Below are 14,969 nucleotides of genomic sequence, written 5' to 3' on the forward strand. Positions count from 1 at the left end.
GCTGTTCGGCCCGACGAGCGACACCGCGTAGGTGCGTCCCGGCGGCATCAGCTGACCGCCCGGAGATAGTCGATTTGGGGTTCGCCGGTGCCGTCGTCGAGCACGGCCACCGCATCCACGCGGATCTCCGAAAAGCGCAGCCCATGAGCCTGCGCCCACCTCGCACCAAGTAAATAGAGCCGGTGAAGCTTGGTGGCGCTAATCCCCTCCATCGGATCACCGAAATCCAGCGACGAGCGGGTCTTCACCTCGATCACCACCAGCGTTGATCCGTCGATCGCGACCAGGTCAATCTCCCCCAGCCCACAGCGCCAGTTGTGGTCCACCAGGTCCAACCCCGCGGCTTCGAGATACGACGCCGCCAGCGCCTCTCCCCTGCGTCCCAGTCGGTCCTTCGCCTTCATCACAACACCTCCGGTACCAGCCTCTTACAGCCGGTACCGGAGGTGTCGGGTTACTCGAGCTATGTGCGAAAAGTCAGCGGCACCCGCCCTGTGCAGGACGGTGCCGCTGAGTGACAGCCCGGGCTAGACCACGGTTCGTTCAAGAACGGCGTCGATTTGTCCCATCGCCTGCTTGATGCCTTCTTCCATGCCCATCGCGATCATCTTCTCCAGCTGCTCCAGACTTTCGAAGCTCGACACAGTCGTCATACGCGTGCCGCTGTCAATGGCTTCGAGAGTGACCACGCCGTGCGTGGTTCCCATTTCGTCCATCGGATCCCCGTTCTCATCGGCGAAACCGTCGTCGAACTCCAGATGGGTGGGCGCGTTGATGGCAGTGAATTCCCACCACCCGCGGCTCTTGTCCCCCTCCGGACCGGTCATGTAGTAACTGGCTTTCCCGCCCGGAACGAAATCATGGCTGTCGAACGTCGCCGGGTAGGTCGGCGGGCCCCACCAGCGTTCGAGCTGACGCGGATCCTCCCAGACTTGCCAGAGCCGCTCAACGCTGGCGCTGAACTCGGCAACGATCGTGAGGGTTAAAGCCTCGGTGTCCTTGTGTGTACTGATAACTGTCATGTTGGTGATGCCCCTTCTTCCTCGGCCAGGATGTCGGAAATCCGGTCGACGCGTTGCCGCCAGATCGCTTCGTACTCCTCGAGCAGCCGCCGCGCCCTTCTCAACGCATCGAGATGAACCCGCACAATCTGCTCCCTTCCGCGCTTCTCCTTGGTCACAAGATTGGCGCGCTCAAGAACGGCCACATGCTTTTGCACTGCGGCGAAACTCATAGCGTAGTGGGCAGCCAAACCGGACACTGAATAATCACTGACCAGTGCTCGGACGAGAATGTCCCGTCGGGTGGTGTCAGCAAACGCCTGGAACAGGCGGTCCACCTCGACGTCAGTCAACTCATCTACAACCATGTGGTTGTACGTTAGTGAATGCGAAGCTTTCCGTCAAGGGGTCAGGAATGGTCAGGCAGGATTAACCGTGAATGACAGGAGCATCGCTTTCAGCTGGGCGTCTTGAAGGTGCGCCTGATACAGCCGTCCACCATTCTCATAGTCGGGAAGCGATTCGAAGACCAAGTGCACCGGGAGATTGGACTTTGCCTCGATTTGGGGGAGCAGTTCCGAGTCGAGGACCAGATGGTCCGGGCTGGGAAGGGCGGCGCCGTCGCCTGGAACTCCGCCGTCGAAGCGGGCGATCTGTCGACCTGAGGCCTCCGAAATGACGTAGGCCGATGCGCTGGGTTCCACCCCGTAGGTGGGCAGGTCCAGAGGTTCGACGGCGACCGCTTCCCACCCTGAGGGAAGCAGGAAGCTGTAGATACCATCCGGCGGTGTGCCGAAATTACCCAGCGCCTACCTCAGGGAGACTTCAGTTCCCGAGTGGACCATCCTTGGGCAGCGCGATGTCGTCGGACTTGGTCAGTTCTTCGACGTTGACGTCCTTGAAGGTGATCACCCTGACGTTCTTGACGAACCGTGCCGTGCGGTAGACGTCCCACACCCACGCGTCCTGAAGCGTGAGGTCGAAATAGATCTCGCCGTCGGCCGAGCGCGCCTGCAGGTCAACGTGGTTGGCGAGGTAGAACCGGCGTTCAGTCTCCACCACGTAGCTGAACAGCCCGACGACGTCGCGGTACTCACGGTAGAGCTGCAGCTCCATGTCGGTTTCGTAGTTTTCAAGATCCTCAGCACTCATCGTCCCATCATCCCCCAATTTCCACTCGGGGCATGCTGATCCTGTCCCCGGCCCCTAGTCGCCAGGTGGTGCGATGCAAAGCGGTGGCACCCAGGCCATCAATCGCGGCGCGGTGGCCCGCCGTCGCATAACCCTTGTTGATCTCCCAGCCATACTGGGGATGCTCAGCGGCATAGGCGACCATCATGGCGTCGCGTTCCACTTTCGCCAGGACGCTGGCCGCCGCGACGCTAAGGCATTGCAGGTCGGCTTTGATGCGGGTGTGGACTGGGACATCGCATCCGGTGAAGATCTCCGCCTCCACCGCGTCAACGTCCAGCGCCCCGGGGCCCACGGTTTCGGCGTCGAAGAGAGTGGCTTGCTCACGCGGCGAAAGCCAATCGTGGTTGCCGTCAAGGATCACAGCATCGGGTCGTGCAGTGACCACAACCTGCTCCCAGGCCCGGTTTCCCGCCAGCTGCAGCGCACGCATCAGCCCGACGTCGTCAATCTCGGCCGCGGTGGCATGCCCGACGCCGTAGGCCAACGCCCATTTCTGGATCCTCGGGACCAGCTTCACCCGATCCGCTGGGGACAGCAGCTTGCTGTCCCGGACTCCTCTCAACCCCTTGACCGCCGAAAGGTCGATCATGACGAGCCCCACCGAGACCGGACCCGCGAGGGCACCCCGGCCAACCTCGTCGCATCCGGCCAGCAAACGGTGTCCCGAGTCCAGGAATGACCGTTCAAAGCGGAGGGTGGGGGCAGCAGATTTCATCGCAGTCAGGGAGCTGTGGCGGCTTCGGGCGCGGGAATTGAGTCGAAGACCTCCGGGTAATTGCCGAGGAATCCCATCCGGTTCAGGGGCCAGGCAACTACTGCAGCTTTACCTTCAATGTCCTCGACGTCGATGAATCCGGAGTTGGGCTTGTCAGCGTTGGCGCGCGAGTCGGCCGAGGCGTTGCGATGGTCACCCATCACCCAGATTTTGCCTTCGGGGACAGTCACGTCGAATTCGGTATCCGAGGGGCTCGCCCCCGGGTAGAGGTAGGGCTCTTCGAGGGGTTCGCCGTTGACCGTGATCCGGCCGTCGTCGTCGCAGCACACCACCCGGTCACCGGCCATGCCGATGACGCGCTTCACCAGGTGCTGCTGGGTGTCATCGGGGAGGAGGCCGACGAAGATCAGGCCGTCCTTGACCCAGTTGGCTCCGGGGCCGGTGCCGGGCGGTGGTGCTGGCAGCCAGCCCTCGGTGTCCTGGAAGACGACGACGTCGCCGCGCTGCAGTTCAAAGGGTGCGGGAACCAGTTGGTTGACGAAGATCCGGTCGTCGATCTCGAGGGTGTTCTCCATCGATCCGGAGGGGATGAAGAAGGCCCTGAACAGGAAGGTCTTGATCAGGAAGGACAGCAGGATGGCAATGCCGACGATGATCAGGATTTCCTTGAGCCAGCCACCAAGGCTGCGGGCGCCGTCGTCGTTCGCCTGCTTCTTCCCGCTCCGGTCACGGTGCGCCGAGCGGCTCACATCGGGGCTGGGGGCATCCGAACGGGCATCAGCGTCGTCGTTGGACTTGCCGGGGACGCTTGTTGCCATCTGCTGGTCATCTACCTAAGGTCGGTGGTCGGTGAAACGTTCAATGGGGCCGGAGCGCGAGGGTGGCCAGACAATCTGCACTGCTCGGCCCAGTACCCGCTCCGTCGAGACCAGTCCCCCACCGGGTGCCCCCAGCAACGACCGTGAATCAAACGAATCGGAGCGGTGATCACCCATTACCCACAATTTACCCTGTGGGACCTCAACCTCGAACTGTTGGTCACTGGGTGCGTCCGAAGGGAAAACGTAGGGCTCGTCAAGTGGGTTCCCGTTCACTTCCAGCTGCCCGCCCGGACTGCAACACGCCACGGTGTCGCCGCCGACACCCAGGATCCGCTTCACGTAGACGGTGTCGCTGCCGGAGACCCCTAACCAGTGGCCGACCGTCCCGAGGAGCTCCCCCGGACCACCCCCACTGATGGGATCGAACGAGCCCCGACCGTCGAAGACGACGACGTCGCCGCGCTGCGGTTCGCCGTCGAGCCGGGAAACGAGCACCCGGTCTCCTTCTTCCAGGAGCGGCTGCATCGATTCCGAGGGAATGAAGTAGATGTCCACCACCGTCGCCCTGAGGACAGAGGCGAGCACCACGGCGATGAGGAGTGCTGACAGCACAAAACGCCAGCCCCGGAAGGGCCGGCGTTCTGGTTGTGCTCCCGCAGAATGCCGGGGAAGATCTGATCCCGGCATGGTGCGGTTCAAGAACTGGTGTTACTTGGCAGTCTTGGGTTCGCGCTTTTCCTTGATCTTGGCAGCCTTGCCGCGAAGATCGCGCATGTAGTAGAGCTTCGCGCGGCGAACGTCGCCACGTGAGACAACCTCGATCTTGTCGAGGACTGGGGAGTGAACCGGGAAGGTACGCTCCACACCAACACCGAAGCTGACCTTGCGGACGGTGAAGGTTTCGCGGAGGCCATCACCCTGGCGGCCAACAACGAAGCCCTGGAAGATCTGAACACGGGTGTTCTTGCCTTCAATAATGTTTACGTGCACCTTGAGGTTGTCACCGGCGCGGAATGCAGGAATGTCGGTGCGCAGTGATGCTGCGTCGACGGCGTCAAGAATATGCATGGTTATTGCTCCTGGTGAACGCCACAGGTCATTCACGTTAGTCACAGCGGTCAAGGCCTAGGCAATGTCCGCCGGAAAATTAGTTGGACCGGCAAACCATGAGTTGGTCGCCAGCGTGTCAGCCTGTTGGTAGTTCTCCCCCTGTGGCAGGGAACAACCCAGTAGACACAAAGTTCAATTATGCCATATGGATGGGGTTGGTCAGTCAACGCTTTCGGAGGTGATCTCCGGTTGACGGGTCAACGCCCCGTCGACGACGACGTACCCCAGCTGCGCCAACGCGGCCAGGTCTTCCTTGCTCAGCGTCCCGGCCGGCAACCCGGCCAGCAGGTCCGGCCGACGCTGTGCCGTGCGCCGGAACTGTTCGTCCCGCCTGAACTGGGCGATCCGCGCGTGGTTGCCACTGAGCAGCACCTCGGGAATACCGCGGCCGCGCCAGTCGGAGGGCTTGGTGTAAACCGGGTATTCCAGCAGCCCGTCGGAGTGGGACTCTTCAACCAGTGACTCGGGATTACCCACCACTCCGGGCAGCAACCTACCGACGGCCTCCACCATCGCCAACACTGCGACTTCTCCCCCGTTAAGGACGTAGTCGCCGAGGCTGACCGGCCGAACATCGAACTGGTCACCGGCCCACTCGAGCACCCGTTCGTCGATCCCCTCATACCTGCCGCAGGCGAAAGCAAGGTGCGGTTCCTCAGCCAGTTCGTGGGCCATTTGCTGGGTAAAGACCGCTCCTGCAGGCGATGGCACAATCAGCACCGGCCGGCCCTCGGCCGGCGACGCGTCTATCACTGACTGCAGCGCCAATGCCCACGGCTCGGGCTTCATCACCATTCCGGCGCCGCCGCCATAGGGCGTGTCGTCAACGGTACGGTGCCGGTCGGTGGTGAAGCTGCGCAGGTCGTGGACCCGAAGATCCAGCAACCCGTCCTGCCTCGCCTTCCCGATCAGCGACAGATCGAGGGCAGCCAGGTACTCCGGGAAAATACTGACGACGTCGATGCGCACTTAGCGACCGCTGCCCTCAGCGTCAGAGGCGGCGGCGGGGTCAGCGGCGGCGGGGTCTGTGTCAGACGCAGGGTCGGCGGGGTTCGTGTCAGACGCAGTGCCGGCGGGGCCGTCGTCGTCGACGTCGGTCACTTCGCCGTCGTCCGGGCCTGCCTGATTGGATCCGGGCAGATTCAGCTCAAACAATCCGGCGGGCGGGGTCAGCAGCACATAACCGTCAGCGACGTTGACCTCGGGGACGATTTCGGCGACAAACGGGACCAGCGTCTCGTGGCCTGCGGAGGTTTCGACAATCAACAGGTCCTGCACCTCGAGCGTGCGGAGTCCGCTGACTTTGCCGACGACGTCGTTCCCTACCCGCGCCTCAAGACCCACCAGTTCGTGTTCGTACCAGGCGTCGTCGTCGTCATCCTCTGCCTCATCCGTATCGATGAACAGTTTGGCGCCGCGCAGGGTTTCTGCCGCGTTGCGGTCAGAGAACCCGTCGAACCCGAGGATCAGGATGTCCTTGTTCCAGCGGGCACCGCTGACCGTCAGCGGGCCAAGCGCGGCCGGCTCGGCGCGAAAGATGGCCCCGGCCTCGAACCGGTCTTCCGGCGCATCCGTGAACAGCTGCACTGTCACTTCGCCGCGAATACCATGGGGTTTGCCGATCCTGGCAACCTGAACTTCCATCTGACACTCCTGGTGCTGCTGGGGTAGGTGGACAAAAATTTGGCCCCGCCACCATTATCCGGTGCGGGGCCAAACTCAATGTAATACTGTGCTGAATTGGTGTGCTGAAGCGCTGTTAGCCCCGGCGGCGGTCCGTATCGACTACGTCCACGCGTACCGGTTCGCCGTCGGCGAGGGCTGACACAACGGTGCGCAAGGCGCGGGCTGTGCGGCCCTGGCGGCCAATGACCCGGCCCAGATCGTCCTGATGAACCCGCACCTCGAGGGTTTCCCCACGGCGGTTGTTCTTCAGGGAAACCTTGACATCATCGGGACTGTCAACAATTCCCCGGACGAGGTGTTCCAGCGCTTCGGCCAGCAATTTAGTTGGCCTCGGCGGTTTCAGTCTCGGCTTCGGCTGGTGCCTCGGCGTCGGACTTCTTGGCCTTGGGGGTGATGGCTTCAGGAACGATTACCGAACCCTTTTCAGGGGCGACGAAGGTTTCCTTGGGAGCCTTGGTCTTCAAGGTTCCCTCCTGGCCTTCGAGTCCCTTGAACTTCTGCCAGTCACCGGTGATCTTGAGCAGTACTGCAACCTGCTCGGTTGGCTGTGCGCCAACGCCGAGCCAGTACTGTGCACGCTCGGAGTTGATCTCGATGAACGAGGGCTCCTCGGTGGGGTTGTACTTACCGATTTCCTCGAGGGCACGGCCATCACGCTTGGCGCGTGCATCCATGACGACGACACGGTAGAAAGGTGCGCGGATTTTACCCATGCGCTTCAGGCGAATCTTTACGGCCACTGTTGTGGTCACTCCTTGATGATCTAAAGGGGTGAACCCTACTCAGTGCTCCCGTGGGGCGGGCCACCTCTGAGGGTTCAAAAGGACAAGATGCGCGCGCAGAGAGAGGGGCTGCCCGGATCGAGTACAGGTCTATTGTGCCAGATCGCAGACTCCAGCACGAATCACGCCACGCTAGCTCACTGCCACCCGGATTTTGTTGTTCCACGGGTCTTTGAAGCGTAGCTCGCTGCCGGTGTGGTGGTGGTCGATCCCGGCAGCTTTCAGCCTCTCGGCGAGGGCTCCCACGTGGTCCTCGGCTGGGACCCGGACGAGTACCTCCCCGAGCCCTAGCGTGTCTTTGCGCGGTCCGGCGCCCCGACTGTTCCACACATTCATGGCCATGTGGTGGTGGTATCCCCCAGCCGAGACAAACAGCGCCTGGCCGTGCCAGCCGGCGGTCCGCTCGAATCCGAGTGTGTCGACGTAGAACCTCCCGGCGGTTTCGACGTCGCCGACCTGCAGGTGGACGTGCCCGACGACGGCCGCCGCCTTGGCCTGGCCGGTCACCGCATCCTGGGTTAGGTGGTCCCGCAGGTAGGTGTCCGCCGGCAGCCGGAGGCTGTCCATCACGACTGATTTTCCTGCCGTCTGTCCGGTGTCGTCGGTGGTCCACTGCCAGGTGTCGCGCGGTTTGTCGAAGTAGAGCTCAATCCCGTTACCTTCGGGGTCGGTGAAGTAGAAAGCCTCGCTGACGAGGTGATCGGCGCTGCCAACGTACAGGCCGGCGTCGTACTGTGCGGTCGCGGCGACGGTGGCGGCGAGGGCTGACCGGTCATCGAAAAGCAGCGCGGTATGGAACAGCCCGGCCTCCCCGTGGGCCGGGAGTTGGAGTCCTTGCGCCGGCGCAAGGTGAATCAGCGGCGTGTTTCCGCGACCAAGGTGCACGCCTTCGCGGGTTTCCTCGATGACTTCGAGTCCGAGGGCTCGCTGGTAGTAGTCGGACATTGTGGGCAGGTCGCCCACCTTGAGTAGCACTGCGCCCATTGATAGGTCGGCCGGCAATAAGTCCTGGGTGTTGGTCATGGTGTTCTCCTCAACATGATGCTGTATCGGAGATAACTACTTGAAGCTTCAAGTTATTCCGTTGGACACCGTGCGGGTCCTCCCAGCTCCTGGCACTGTTTTGACGTGTCGGGCCGGGACACGCCGTCGTCGGGGCGCCGATCGGCCCAGTAGGAGGGGAGGTCTGCACACCGCGGGCCCTCAGGCCCGAGCTACAACGCGGCGCGCATGGGCACTCTGCGACCGACTCGGTCGAGGCCGATTGCTGCCTCATGGTTTCGGATGGCGAGCAGCGCCGGGGATGGCTCACGAACCGTTTCGAAGCCGCAGGTTGCGTAGAACGGGGCGTTGAAGGGGACATCCGCGAAGGTAGTCAGGGTAATCCAGGGATAACCAGCGTGCCGCGCCCAGTCCTTCGACGCTTCGACCAGCGCCCGCCCTGTCCCCCTACCCGCATGGGCGGGAAGGACTGCGAGCTGCTCGAGGTGCGCGCCGCCGTCGAGCTCTTCCAGACGGGCGAACCCGATGCACGGCCTGCCTGCGACCAACAACTTCAGCGATGCCGCAAGTTCCGATCGCGACGCTCCCGCCGGAAGGGACACGGGGAGGGGCATTCCGTTGAGATAGGTCAGCAATGAATCAGCTGCCGCCTCGATGGCTGGCAGGAAGGTGAGGTCCAGCTTCTCGGCTTCGCGGATGCTGATCATGCGGTCAAGTGTAGGCCCGGCGCCGTGTGAGGCCCCCGGTGTCCGGGTTGGTCATCACAACCCGTTCAGTACCGGCCGGATGCTAGGCGTCGGTACCTGCACGCGCGGCGACGAACTCGCGGATCAGGGCATCGCCGTCGGGAGTGTCCTGCGGCCGGTGGGCGCCCGGGGCGACGATGTGCTGGGCGCCGGTAACAGCCAGGTAACCGGCGATTTCCTCGTAGAGCGGCTCCCAGCCACCGGTGATGATCAGTGTCGGAACGCCCGGCACAATGTCCAGCGGTGCTTCCCATGGCGGGGACTGCAACCTGAGCCGATGGGCAGCGCGGCGGGCCTCCGACGTTGCGGGGTGCCGCGCCTCGGTGGAGAACACGAGTCGGACAAATTCCTGGAGGAATGCCTCATCCGACAGCGAGTCGCGGCGTTCGTAGAGCGGTCCCACCAGTGCGCGGTGCGCGGCGGTCGCGGGCAGGTCGGCGGTCAGGGACAGGCATGCGGGCTCGATCAGGATCAGGGAGCGGACCAGCTCCGGCCGCTCGACTGCTGCCATCATCGCCGAGATCGCCCCCTGCGAATGGGCCACCACGTGTCCGCCCTCCCCAAGGGCGTCCACCACAATCCGCTGATCCTCGTGGAAATCGGTGGGCAACGGGTCGGCTCCGGCTTCGAAACCGTGGCGACGAAGGTAAAGGCAGTCGTAGCTGCTCGCGAGGGCGTGCTGGGTTGGCCACGCGGCGGTGCCGAAGCTGCCGCTGCCGTGGACGAAGACGAGCCGTTCCTGGGTCATTGCGCCGCTCTTAGCTTCCGGGGGGATGGATCGAGTCAACAGAAATAACGGGTTTCACAACGAAAAACCGTCAGTGGTGTTGACTCGACCCGAGGTGTGGGGCGAGTCTGTCTGTCGGAGGCAGCCCTACTTGCCGAGGAACTTGTCGAAGCCCTTCGGGAGGTTCAGGGAGGACGGGTCGAAGTCATTCTGGGCACCAAAGGCTGCACCCGACGGAACCGACGGCCGGTTACGGCGAGCCTCGGCATCGGCCCGCTCCTGCGCTGCCTTCGCCGGGTTACCCGACTTGGCCTTCTTCTTACCCTTCGTCACGGCCTTACCCTTGCGTGCGCCGCCGTTGAAGCCGCCAGGTCCGGCCATGCCGGGCATTCCCGGGATCCCACCGCCGGACGCCATCTTCTTCATCATCTTCTGCGCCTGACCGAACCGCTCCAGCAGGCCGTTGACCTCGGACACGTGAACGCCCGAACCGCGCGCAATACGGGCACGCCGTGAGCCGTTGATGATCTTCGGTGCGACGCGTTCGTGCTTGGTCATTGACCGCACAATCGCTTCGACCCGGTCAATCTCGCGTTCGTCGAAGTTTTCCAGCTGCTCCCGCATTCCGGCAGCGCCGGGCATCATCATGAGCATCTTCTTCATGGAGCCCATGTTGCGGATCTGCTGCATCTGCGCCAGGAAATCGTCGAGCGTGAAGTCCTCCTGGTCGGAGAACTTCTGCGCCATCCGCGCAGCTTCGTCCTTGTCCCAGGACTTCTCAGCCTGCTCGATCAGGGTCAGGATGTCGCCCATGTCGAGGATGCGCGAAGCCATCCGGTCGGGGTGGAACAGCTCGAAGTCGTTCAGGCCCTCACCGGTCGAGGCGAACATGACCGGCTTCCCGGTGACCGACGCAACTGACAGCGCCGCGCCACCGCGCGCGTCGCCATCGAGCTTGGTCAGGACGACGCCGGTGAAGTTCACGCCCTCGTTGAAGGCCTGGGCCGTGTTGACGGCGTCCTGCCCGATCATCGCGTCAATCACGAACAGCACTTCGTCGGGGTTCACGGCGTCGCGGATGTCGGATGCCTGCTGCATCAGCTCCGCGTCAATACCGAGGCGGCCAGCCGTATCAACGATGACGACGTCGTGCAGTTTGGTGCGTGCCTCGGCAACGCCGGCGCGTGCGACGGCGACCGGGTCACCGGTGGCGGTTTCAAACTCGGAGCTGACTCCCGGGTGCGGCGCGAAGACCGGCACCCCGGCGCGTTCGCCGTTGACCTGCAACTGCTTGACCGCGTTGGGGCGCTGCAGGTCACACGCGACCAGGAGGGGGCTGTGGCCCTGACCCTTGAGCCACTTCGACAGCTTGCCCGCCAGGGTGGTCTTACCTGCACCCTGCAGGCCGGCGAGCATGATGACCGTCGGCGGATTCTTGGCGAGACGGATCCGGCGTGTTTCCCCGCCGAGGATTCCCACAAGCTCCTCATTGACGATCTTGACGACCTGCTGGCCCGGGTTCAGGGCCTGGGACACCTCAAGGCCCAGCGCCCGTTCCTTGACCTTGGCGGTGAACTCGCGGACAACGCTGACCGCGACGTCAGCGTCGAGGAGGGCGCGACGAATCTCGCGAACCGTGGCGTCGACGTCGGCTTCGGAGAGCCGGCCCTTCCCGCGGAGGTTCTTGAAAGTTTCTGTCAACCGGTCAGAGAGTGAATTAAACACGTGCCGTGAACTGCTTTCTTCGATGGATAAAAGGCTCTGCCATCAAGGGTACCAACTGGGGCGGACGGCGGCTTGCGGGACATCTCGGTACCGAGGTGGCAGGGTGGATGGTGTGGAAACGCATACAAACTCAGTCCAGGACAGCCTGCCCTTCGCCCCCGATCAGGAGGTCTCGACGCTGCTCATCCTGGGCGCGTCAGGCGATCTGACCGGCCGGCTGTTACTCCCCGGTCTGGCCCGGCTGGTTCAGCATGGTCGAGCTCGTGGCCTGCGGCTGGTGGGCGCCGGCTACGACGATTGGAGCGACGAGCAGTGGTCGGAGCGGGTCACCCAGTCTTTTGCCAGTGCGCGGGAGGCGGCCGACGACGACGGCCGGGGTGTGCTCGACCTGTTGCGGACCACGAGCGTGTACCGCCAGATTGATGTGACCACGCCCGGCGAACTGGCCAGCCTGGTTTCCTCCCTGCAGGGGCCGGTCGCCGTATATTTCGCGCTGCCGCCGGCAATCTCGGAGAAAGCGTGCGAGCTGCTCTCCCCCGGCGATCTGCCGGATCACACCAGGCTGGTCATGGAGAAGCCCTTCGGCACCGATCAGGGCTCGGCGTTCCGGCTCAACGAAACACTGACCCGGCTGGTCCCCGAGGACCACATTCACCGGGTGGACCATTTCCTGGGCAAGGCGACGGTATTGAACATTCTGGGGCTCAGGTTCGCCAACCGTCTGCTGGAACCTGTCTGGAACAACCTGCACATCGATCGGGTCGAGGTGGTCTACGACGAGGCGCTGGCCCTTGAAGGCCGCGCCGGCTATTACGACGGCGCCGGGGCCCTCCGGGACATGATCCAGAGTCACCTGCTCCACGCCATGGCCATCCTCGCGATGGAGTCACCGGTCAGTCTGCACGAACGCGACCTGAGGGATGGCCTTGGTGCCGTGCTGCGCGCCAGCACGGTTGACCCCGATTTCGCGAAAAGTACGCGGCGCGCCCGGTATGCCGCCGGGACAGTCGATGGGCGGGTGATCCCCGACTACGCGGCCGAGGACGGCGTCGACCCGGCCCGTGGAACCGAGACCCTCGCGGAGATCACCGTGTCGATCAACAACGCACGGTGGGCCGGTGTGCCGTTCATCCTCAGGTCGGGAAAGGCGCTGGGCGGGAACCGGAAAGAAGCGTTGGTGACGTTCAAACCGGTCAGCCATCTCCCGGCGGGCTTCACCGGGCAGGACTCACCAACCCAGTTGCGGATCGGTTTTGGCCCCGAAACCCTCAAGCTGGAAATCGATGTGAACGGCCCGGGCGACATTTTTTCCCTGGACCGGGCCGTACTGGGGGTCGAGCTGAATGCCTCGGAGCTGCTGCCCTACGGCGAAGTCCTCGAAGGAGTGCTGACCGGCGACCCGACCCTGTCGGTGCGGGGCGACACCGCCGAGGACTGCTGGCGGATCGTCGATCCGGTACTCGCCGCGTGGGCTGCCAATGAGGTGCCGCTCGACGAATATCCGGCAGGGTCACCCGGCCCCGCGGCCTGGACCAACTAGCCGCTGCGGAACCGCCTAAAAACCGAAAGTCACCCTCCTGCTCCGAACACCCGCTGCAGGCGGTGCTTTCGGAGCCGAAGGGTGACTTCGGTCGGCGTGGTGAGCCGGGTCAGAGTGCGGCGTCGCCGCGTTCACCGGTGCGGACGCGGACGGCGTCCTCGACGGGGATCACCCAGACCTTCCCGTCACCGGCCCTCCCGGTGTTGGCGGTCGAGACCAGGACATCGACGATGTCGGTGACCCAGGCATCCGCAACCAGCACTTCGACGCGGATCTTCTGGAGGAGGTCAACCGTGTATTCGGCGCCACGGTATACCTCGGTGTGGCCCCGCTGTCTTCCGTAGCCGCTTGCCCCGCTGACCGTGAGGCCCTGTACGCCATACGTTTCGAGGGCTCCACGGACGCCGTCGAGCTTATCCGGGCGGACGATTGCTGTTACCAGCTTCATGAGTTCACCTTTTCCGAAGCATTTTCCGTAGCTGCAACATTGGTAGTGGGGTGGAACTGTCCACCGACGCCGAGGCCGCCGAATTCGTACGCTGTTTCTGCGTGCTCGGAGAGGTCGACGCCGGATACCTCGTCGTCCGCGGTGACGCGGAACCCGATGGTCTTGTGGATGCCCAGACCGATGATGGCGGTCATCACCGCCGAGAGAGTGACAGCCACGAGGACCGACACCACCTGGGCGAGCAACTGGCCGCCGCCGCCGCCGTAGAAGAGGCCTCCACCTTCGCCGTCGACCGGCATGGCGATGAAGCCCAGGGCAATGGTGCCGGCGGTGCCAGCGACCAGGTGGACCGCTACGACGTCGAGTGAATCGTCGAAGCCCAGCTTGTACTTCAGGCCCACAGCCAGGGCGCACAGCACGCCGGCGACCAGGCCCAGACCAATCGCACCGATGGGGGTGACGTTGGCGCATGCGGGCGTGATGGCAACGAGACCGGCGACAATACCCGAGGCTGCGCCCAGGGAGGTGGGACGTCCGTCGCGGAAACGTTCAAGGACGAGCCAGCCGACCATCGCTGCTGCCGGAGCGACCATGGTGTTGACCCAGATGAGACCCGCTTCTTCGGCGGAGCCAGCGGCGCCGCCGTTGAATCCGAACCAGCCGAACCACAGCAGTGCTGCGCCGAGCATAACCAGCGGCACGTTGTGGGGGCGCTGCGCCGGATCCTTGCCGAAGCCCTGGCGCTTGCCGAGGATGATTGCGAGCACGAGTGCTGCAACGCCGGCACTGATGTGAACCACCGTTCCACCGGCGAAGTCGATTGCTTCACCAACCGCGCCGCCAACAGCGCCATCTGCGCTCAGCAGTCCGCCACCCCACACCATGAAGGCCAGTGGGCAGTAGACGGCAGTGACCCAGATGGGTACGAAGAGCGACCAGGCGCCGAACTTGGCCCGATCGGCAATCGCCCCGCTGATCAGTGCGACGGTGATGATGGCGAAGGTTACGCCGAACCCGGCTCCGATCATGTCCTCGCTGCCGATCAGCCCTTCGAGACCGAATGAGGCGAACGGGTTACCGAAAAGCTGTGCAACGCCGTCGCCCCCTGTCATTGAATATCCCCAGAGAACCCACACTATGCCGACCAAACCGACGGCGATGAAACTCATCATCATCATGTTCAGTGCGGCCTTGGCGCGCGTCATGCCGCCGTAGAAAAATGCCAGCCCTGGTGTCATCAGAAGCACCATGGCGGCCGAAATCATTACCCAGACGTGACCTGCTGTCAGATCCATCGTCACATCCTCTCGCGAGTGGCGGGGAGTTCCCGCATTCGTAAGTCTGCCTACGCTGTGTTTCCGATCCGTGAACCAATTGATTGCCGGGAAGTTACAGAACCCGCACCGCGGTAAAGAATGCGTGACAGCCATGTTTCGGCCGTGTGAACGGACCCAGGAAACGCCGCCGTGACT

Annotated in this window: 20 protein-coding genes; 1 reads left to right on the forward strand and 19 read right to left on the reverse strand. The window is 63.6% G+C overall.

Annotated features, from left to right (window positions below; all coding sequences use genetic code 11):
- Positions 1-47: 47 nt before the first annotated feature.
- The 17 genes from B384_RS0109660 to ffh form a co-directional block, all read right to left on the reverse strand.
- On the reverse strand, positions 48-404 hold the full coding sequence (locus B384_RS0109660; protein WP_019482909.1) for a YraN family protein: 357 nt from the start codon (positions 402-404) through the stop codon (positions 48-50).
- 123 nt (positions 405-527) lie between these two features.
- Positions 528-1,022: an SRPBCC family protein gene (locus tag B384_RS0109665; RefSeq protein ID WP_019482910.1), complete on the reverse strand. Its 495-nt coding sequence runs from the start codon at positions 1,020-1,022 to the stop codon at positions 528-530.
- Positions 1,019-1,369 carry an ArsR/SmtB family transcription factor gene (locus B384_RS0109670; RefSeq protein ID WP_019482911.1) on the reverse strand — a complete coding sequence of 117 codons (351 nt, stop codon included), beginning with the start codon at positions 1,367-1,369 and terminating at the stop codon, positions 1,019-1,021. Before B384_RS0109670 ends, B384_RS0109665 begins: the two co-directional genes overlap by 4 nt.
- A 51-nt stretch (positions 1,370-1,420) precedes the next feature.
- Positions 1,421-1,705 (reverse strand): hypothetical protein, encoded by a 285-nt coding sequence (locus B384_RS0109675; protein ID WP_019482912.1) that lies wholly within the window; start codon positions 1,703-1,705, stop codon positions 1,421-1,423.
- Positions 1,706-1,826: 121 nt separating this feature from the next.
- Positions 1,827-2,153: a DUF2469 domain-containing protein gene (locus tag B384_RS0109680; protein ID WP_019482913.1), complete on the reverse strand. Its 327-nt coding sequence runs from the start codon at positions 2,151-2,153 to the stop codon at positions 1,827-1,829.
- 7 nt (positions 2,154-2,160) lie between these two features.
- Entirely contained in the window at positions 2,161-2,910 is a 750-nt protein-coding gene (locus B384_RS0109685) for a ribonuclease HII (protein ID WP_019482914.1), read from the reverse strand.
- 5 nt (positions 2,911-2,915) lie between these two features.
- Entirely contained in the window at positions 2,916-3,728 is an 813-nt protein-coding gene (gene lepB, locus B384_RS0109690; RefSeq protein WP_019482915.1) for a signal peptidase I, read from the reverse strand.
- 15 nt (positions 3,729-3,743) lie between these two features.
- The gene (gene lepB / locus B384_RS0109695; protein WP_035766873.1) at positions 3,744-4,418 is read right to left on the reverse strand and encodes a signal peptidase I; all 675 of its coding nucleotides are present in this window, start codon (positions 4,416-4,418) and stop codon (positions 3,744-3,746) included.
- A gap of 21 nt (positions 4,419-4,439) precedes the next feature.
- Complete coding sequence (rplS, locus tag B384_RS0109700) at positions 4,440-4,799, reverse strand: 50S ribosomal protein L19 (protein ID WP_019482917.1); 360 nt, start codon at positions 4,797-4,799, stop codon at positions 4,440-4,442.
- A 201-nt stretch (positions 4,800-5,000) separates the two neighbouring features.
- Positions 5,001-5,810 carry a tRNA (guanosine(37)-N1)-methyltransferase TrmD gene (gene trmD / locus B384_RS0109705; protein ID WP_019482918.1) on the reverse strand — a complete coding sequence of 270 codons (810 nt, stop codon included), beginning with the start codon at positions 5,808-5,810 and terminating at the stop codon, positions 5,001-5,003.
- Positions 5,811-6,485, reverse strand: coding sequence for a ribosome maturation factor RimM (gene rimM / locus B384_RS18465; protein WP_019482919.1), 675 nt, complete (start codon positions 6,483-6,485; stop codon positions 5,811-5,813).
- A 115-nt stretch (positions 6,486-6,600) separates the two neighbouring features.
- Positions 6,601-6,846 carry an RNA-binding protein gene (locus B384_RS0109715; protein WP_019482920.1) on the reverse strand — a complete coding sequence of 82 codons (246 nt, stop codon included), beginning with the start codon at positions 6,844-6,846 and terminating at the stop codon, positions 6,601-6,603.
- 1 nt (position 6,847) lies between these two features.
- Positions 6,848-7,267, reverse strand: coding sequence for a 30S ribosomal protein S16 (gene rpsP / locus B384_RS0109720; protein ID WP_019482921.1), 420 nt, complete (start codon positions 7,265-7,267; stop codon positions 6,848-6,850).
- 174 nt (positions 7,268-7,441) lie between these two features.
- On the reverse strand, positions 7,442-8,332 hold the full coding sequence (locus tag B384_RS0109725) for a VOC family protein (RefSeq protein ID WP_019482922.1): 891 nt from the start codon (positions 8,330-8,332) through the stop codon (positions 7,442-7,444).
- Positions 8,333-8,523: 191 nt separating this feature from the next.
- The gene (locus tag B384_RS0109730) at positions 8,524-9,018 is read right to left on the reverse strand and encodes a GNAT family N-acetyltransferase (protein WP_019482923.1); all 495 of its coding nucleotides are present in this window, start codon (positions 9,016-9,018) and stop codon (positions 8,524-8,526) included.
- An 82-nt stretch (positions 9,019-9,100) separates the two neighbouring features.
- Entirely contained in the window at positions 9,101-9,805 is a 705-nt protein-coding gene (locus B384_RS0109735; protein WP_019482924.1) for an alpha/beta fold hydrolase, read from the reverse strand.
- A 126-nt stretch (positions 9,806-9,931) separates the two neighbouring features.
- Complete coding sequence (gene ffh, locus B384_RS0109740; protein ID WP_019482925.1) at positions 9,932-11,509, reverse strand: signal recognition particle protein; 1,578 nt, start codon at positions 11,507-11,509, stop codon at positions 9,932-9,934.
- Between the two features lie 112 nt (positions 11,510-11,621).
- On the opposite strand from ffh, the gene B384_RS0109745 reads away from it, so the two are divergent.
- A complete protein-coding gene (locus tag B384_RS0109745; RefSeq protein ID WP_024475466.1) occupies positions 11,622-13,049 on the forward strand; it encodes a glucose-6-phosphate dehydrogenase in 1,428 nt (475 codons plus the stop codon).
- Between the two features lie 109 nt (positions 13,050-13,158).
- On the opposite strand, the gene B384_RS0109750 is transcribed toward B384_RS0109745, so the two are convergent.
- Complete coding sequence (locus tag B384_RS0109750; RefSeq protein WP_019482927.1) at positions 13,159-13,497, reverse strand: P-II family nitrogen regulator; 339 nt, start codon at positions 13,495-13,497, stop codon at positions 13,159-13,161.
- Positions 13,494-14,792 carry an ammonium transporter gene (locus B384_RS0109755; RefSeq protein ID WP_019482928.1) on the reverse strand — a complete coding sequence of 433 codons (1,299 nt, stop codon included), beginning with the start codon at positions 14,790-14,792 and terminating at the stop codon, positions 13,494-13,496. The genes B384_RS0109750 and B384_RS0109755 overlap by 4 nt, the downstream gene beginning before the upstream one ends.
- Between the last annotated feature and the right edge of the window lie 177 nt (positions 14,793-14,969).

The sequence above is a fragment of the Arthrobacter sp. TB 23 genome, assembly GCF_000294595.1.
Classification (GTDB): domain Bacteria; phylum Actinomycetota; class Actinomycetes; order Actinomycetales; family Micrococcaceae; genus Arthrobacter_D.

Excerpts from the sequence above, each read along its gene's own strand:
- lepB (WP_035766873.1), bottom strand. The coding sequence starts at position 4,418 with ATGCCGGGATCAGATCTTCCCCGGCATTCTGCGGGAGCACAACCAGAA.
- B384_RS0109755 (WP_019482928.1), bottom strand. The coding sequence starts at position 14,792 with ATGGATCTGACAGCAGGTCACGTCTGGGTAATGATTTCGGCCGCCATG.
- rplS (WP_019482917.1), bottom strand. The coding sequence starts at position 4,799 with ATGCATATTCTTGACGCCGTCGACGCAGCATCACTGCGCACCGACATT.
- B384_RS0109680 (WP_019482913.1), bottom strand. The coding sequence starts at position 2,153 with ATGAGTGCTGAGGATCTTGAAAACTACGAAACCGACATGGAGCTGCAG.
- B384_RS0109670 (WP_019482911.1), bottom strand. The coding sequence starts at position 1,369 with ATGGTTGTAGATGAGTTGACTGACGTCGAGGTGGACCGCCTGTTCCAG.
- B384_RS0109735 (WP_019482924.1), bottom strand. The coding sequence starts at position 9,805 with ATGACCCAGGAACGGCTCGTCTTCGTCCACGGCAGCGGCAGCTTCGGC.
- B384_RS0109685 (WP_019482914.1), bottom strand. The coding sequence starts at position 2,910 with ATGAAATCTGCTGCCCCCACCCTCCGCTTTGAACGGTCATTCCTGGAC.
- lepB (WP_019482915.1), bottom strand. The coding sequence starts at position 3,728 with ATGGCAACAAGCGTCCCCGGCAAGTCCAACGACGACGCTGATGCCCGT.
- B384_RS0109730 (WP_019482923.1), bottom strand. The coding sequence starts at position 9,018 with ATGATCAGCATCCGCGAAGCCGAGAAGCTGGACCTCACCTTCCTGCCA.
- B384_RS0109725 (WP_019482922.1), bottom strand. The coding sequence starts at position 8,332 with ATGACCAACACCCAGGACTTATTGCCGGCCGACCTATCAATGGGCGCA.
- B384_RS0109750 (WP_019482927.1), bottom strand. The coding sequence starts at position 13,497 with ATGAAGCTGGTAACAGCAATCGTCCGCCCGGATAAGCTCGACGGCGTC.
- rimM (WP_019482919.1), bottom strand. The coding sequence starts at position 6,485 with ATGGAAGTTCAGGTTGCCAGGATCGGCAAACCCCATGGTATTCGCGGC.
- B384_RS0109660 (WP_019482909.1), bottom strand. The coding sequence starts at position 404 with ATGAAGGCGAAGGACCGACTGGGACGCAGGGGAGAGGCGCTGGCGGCG.
- B384_RS0109665 (WP_019482910.1), bottom strand. The coding sequence starts at position 1,022 with ATGACAGTTATCAGTACACACAAGGACACCGAGGCTTTAACCCTCACG.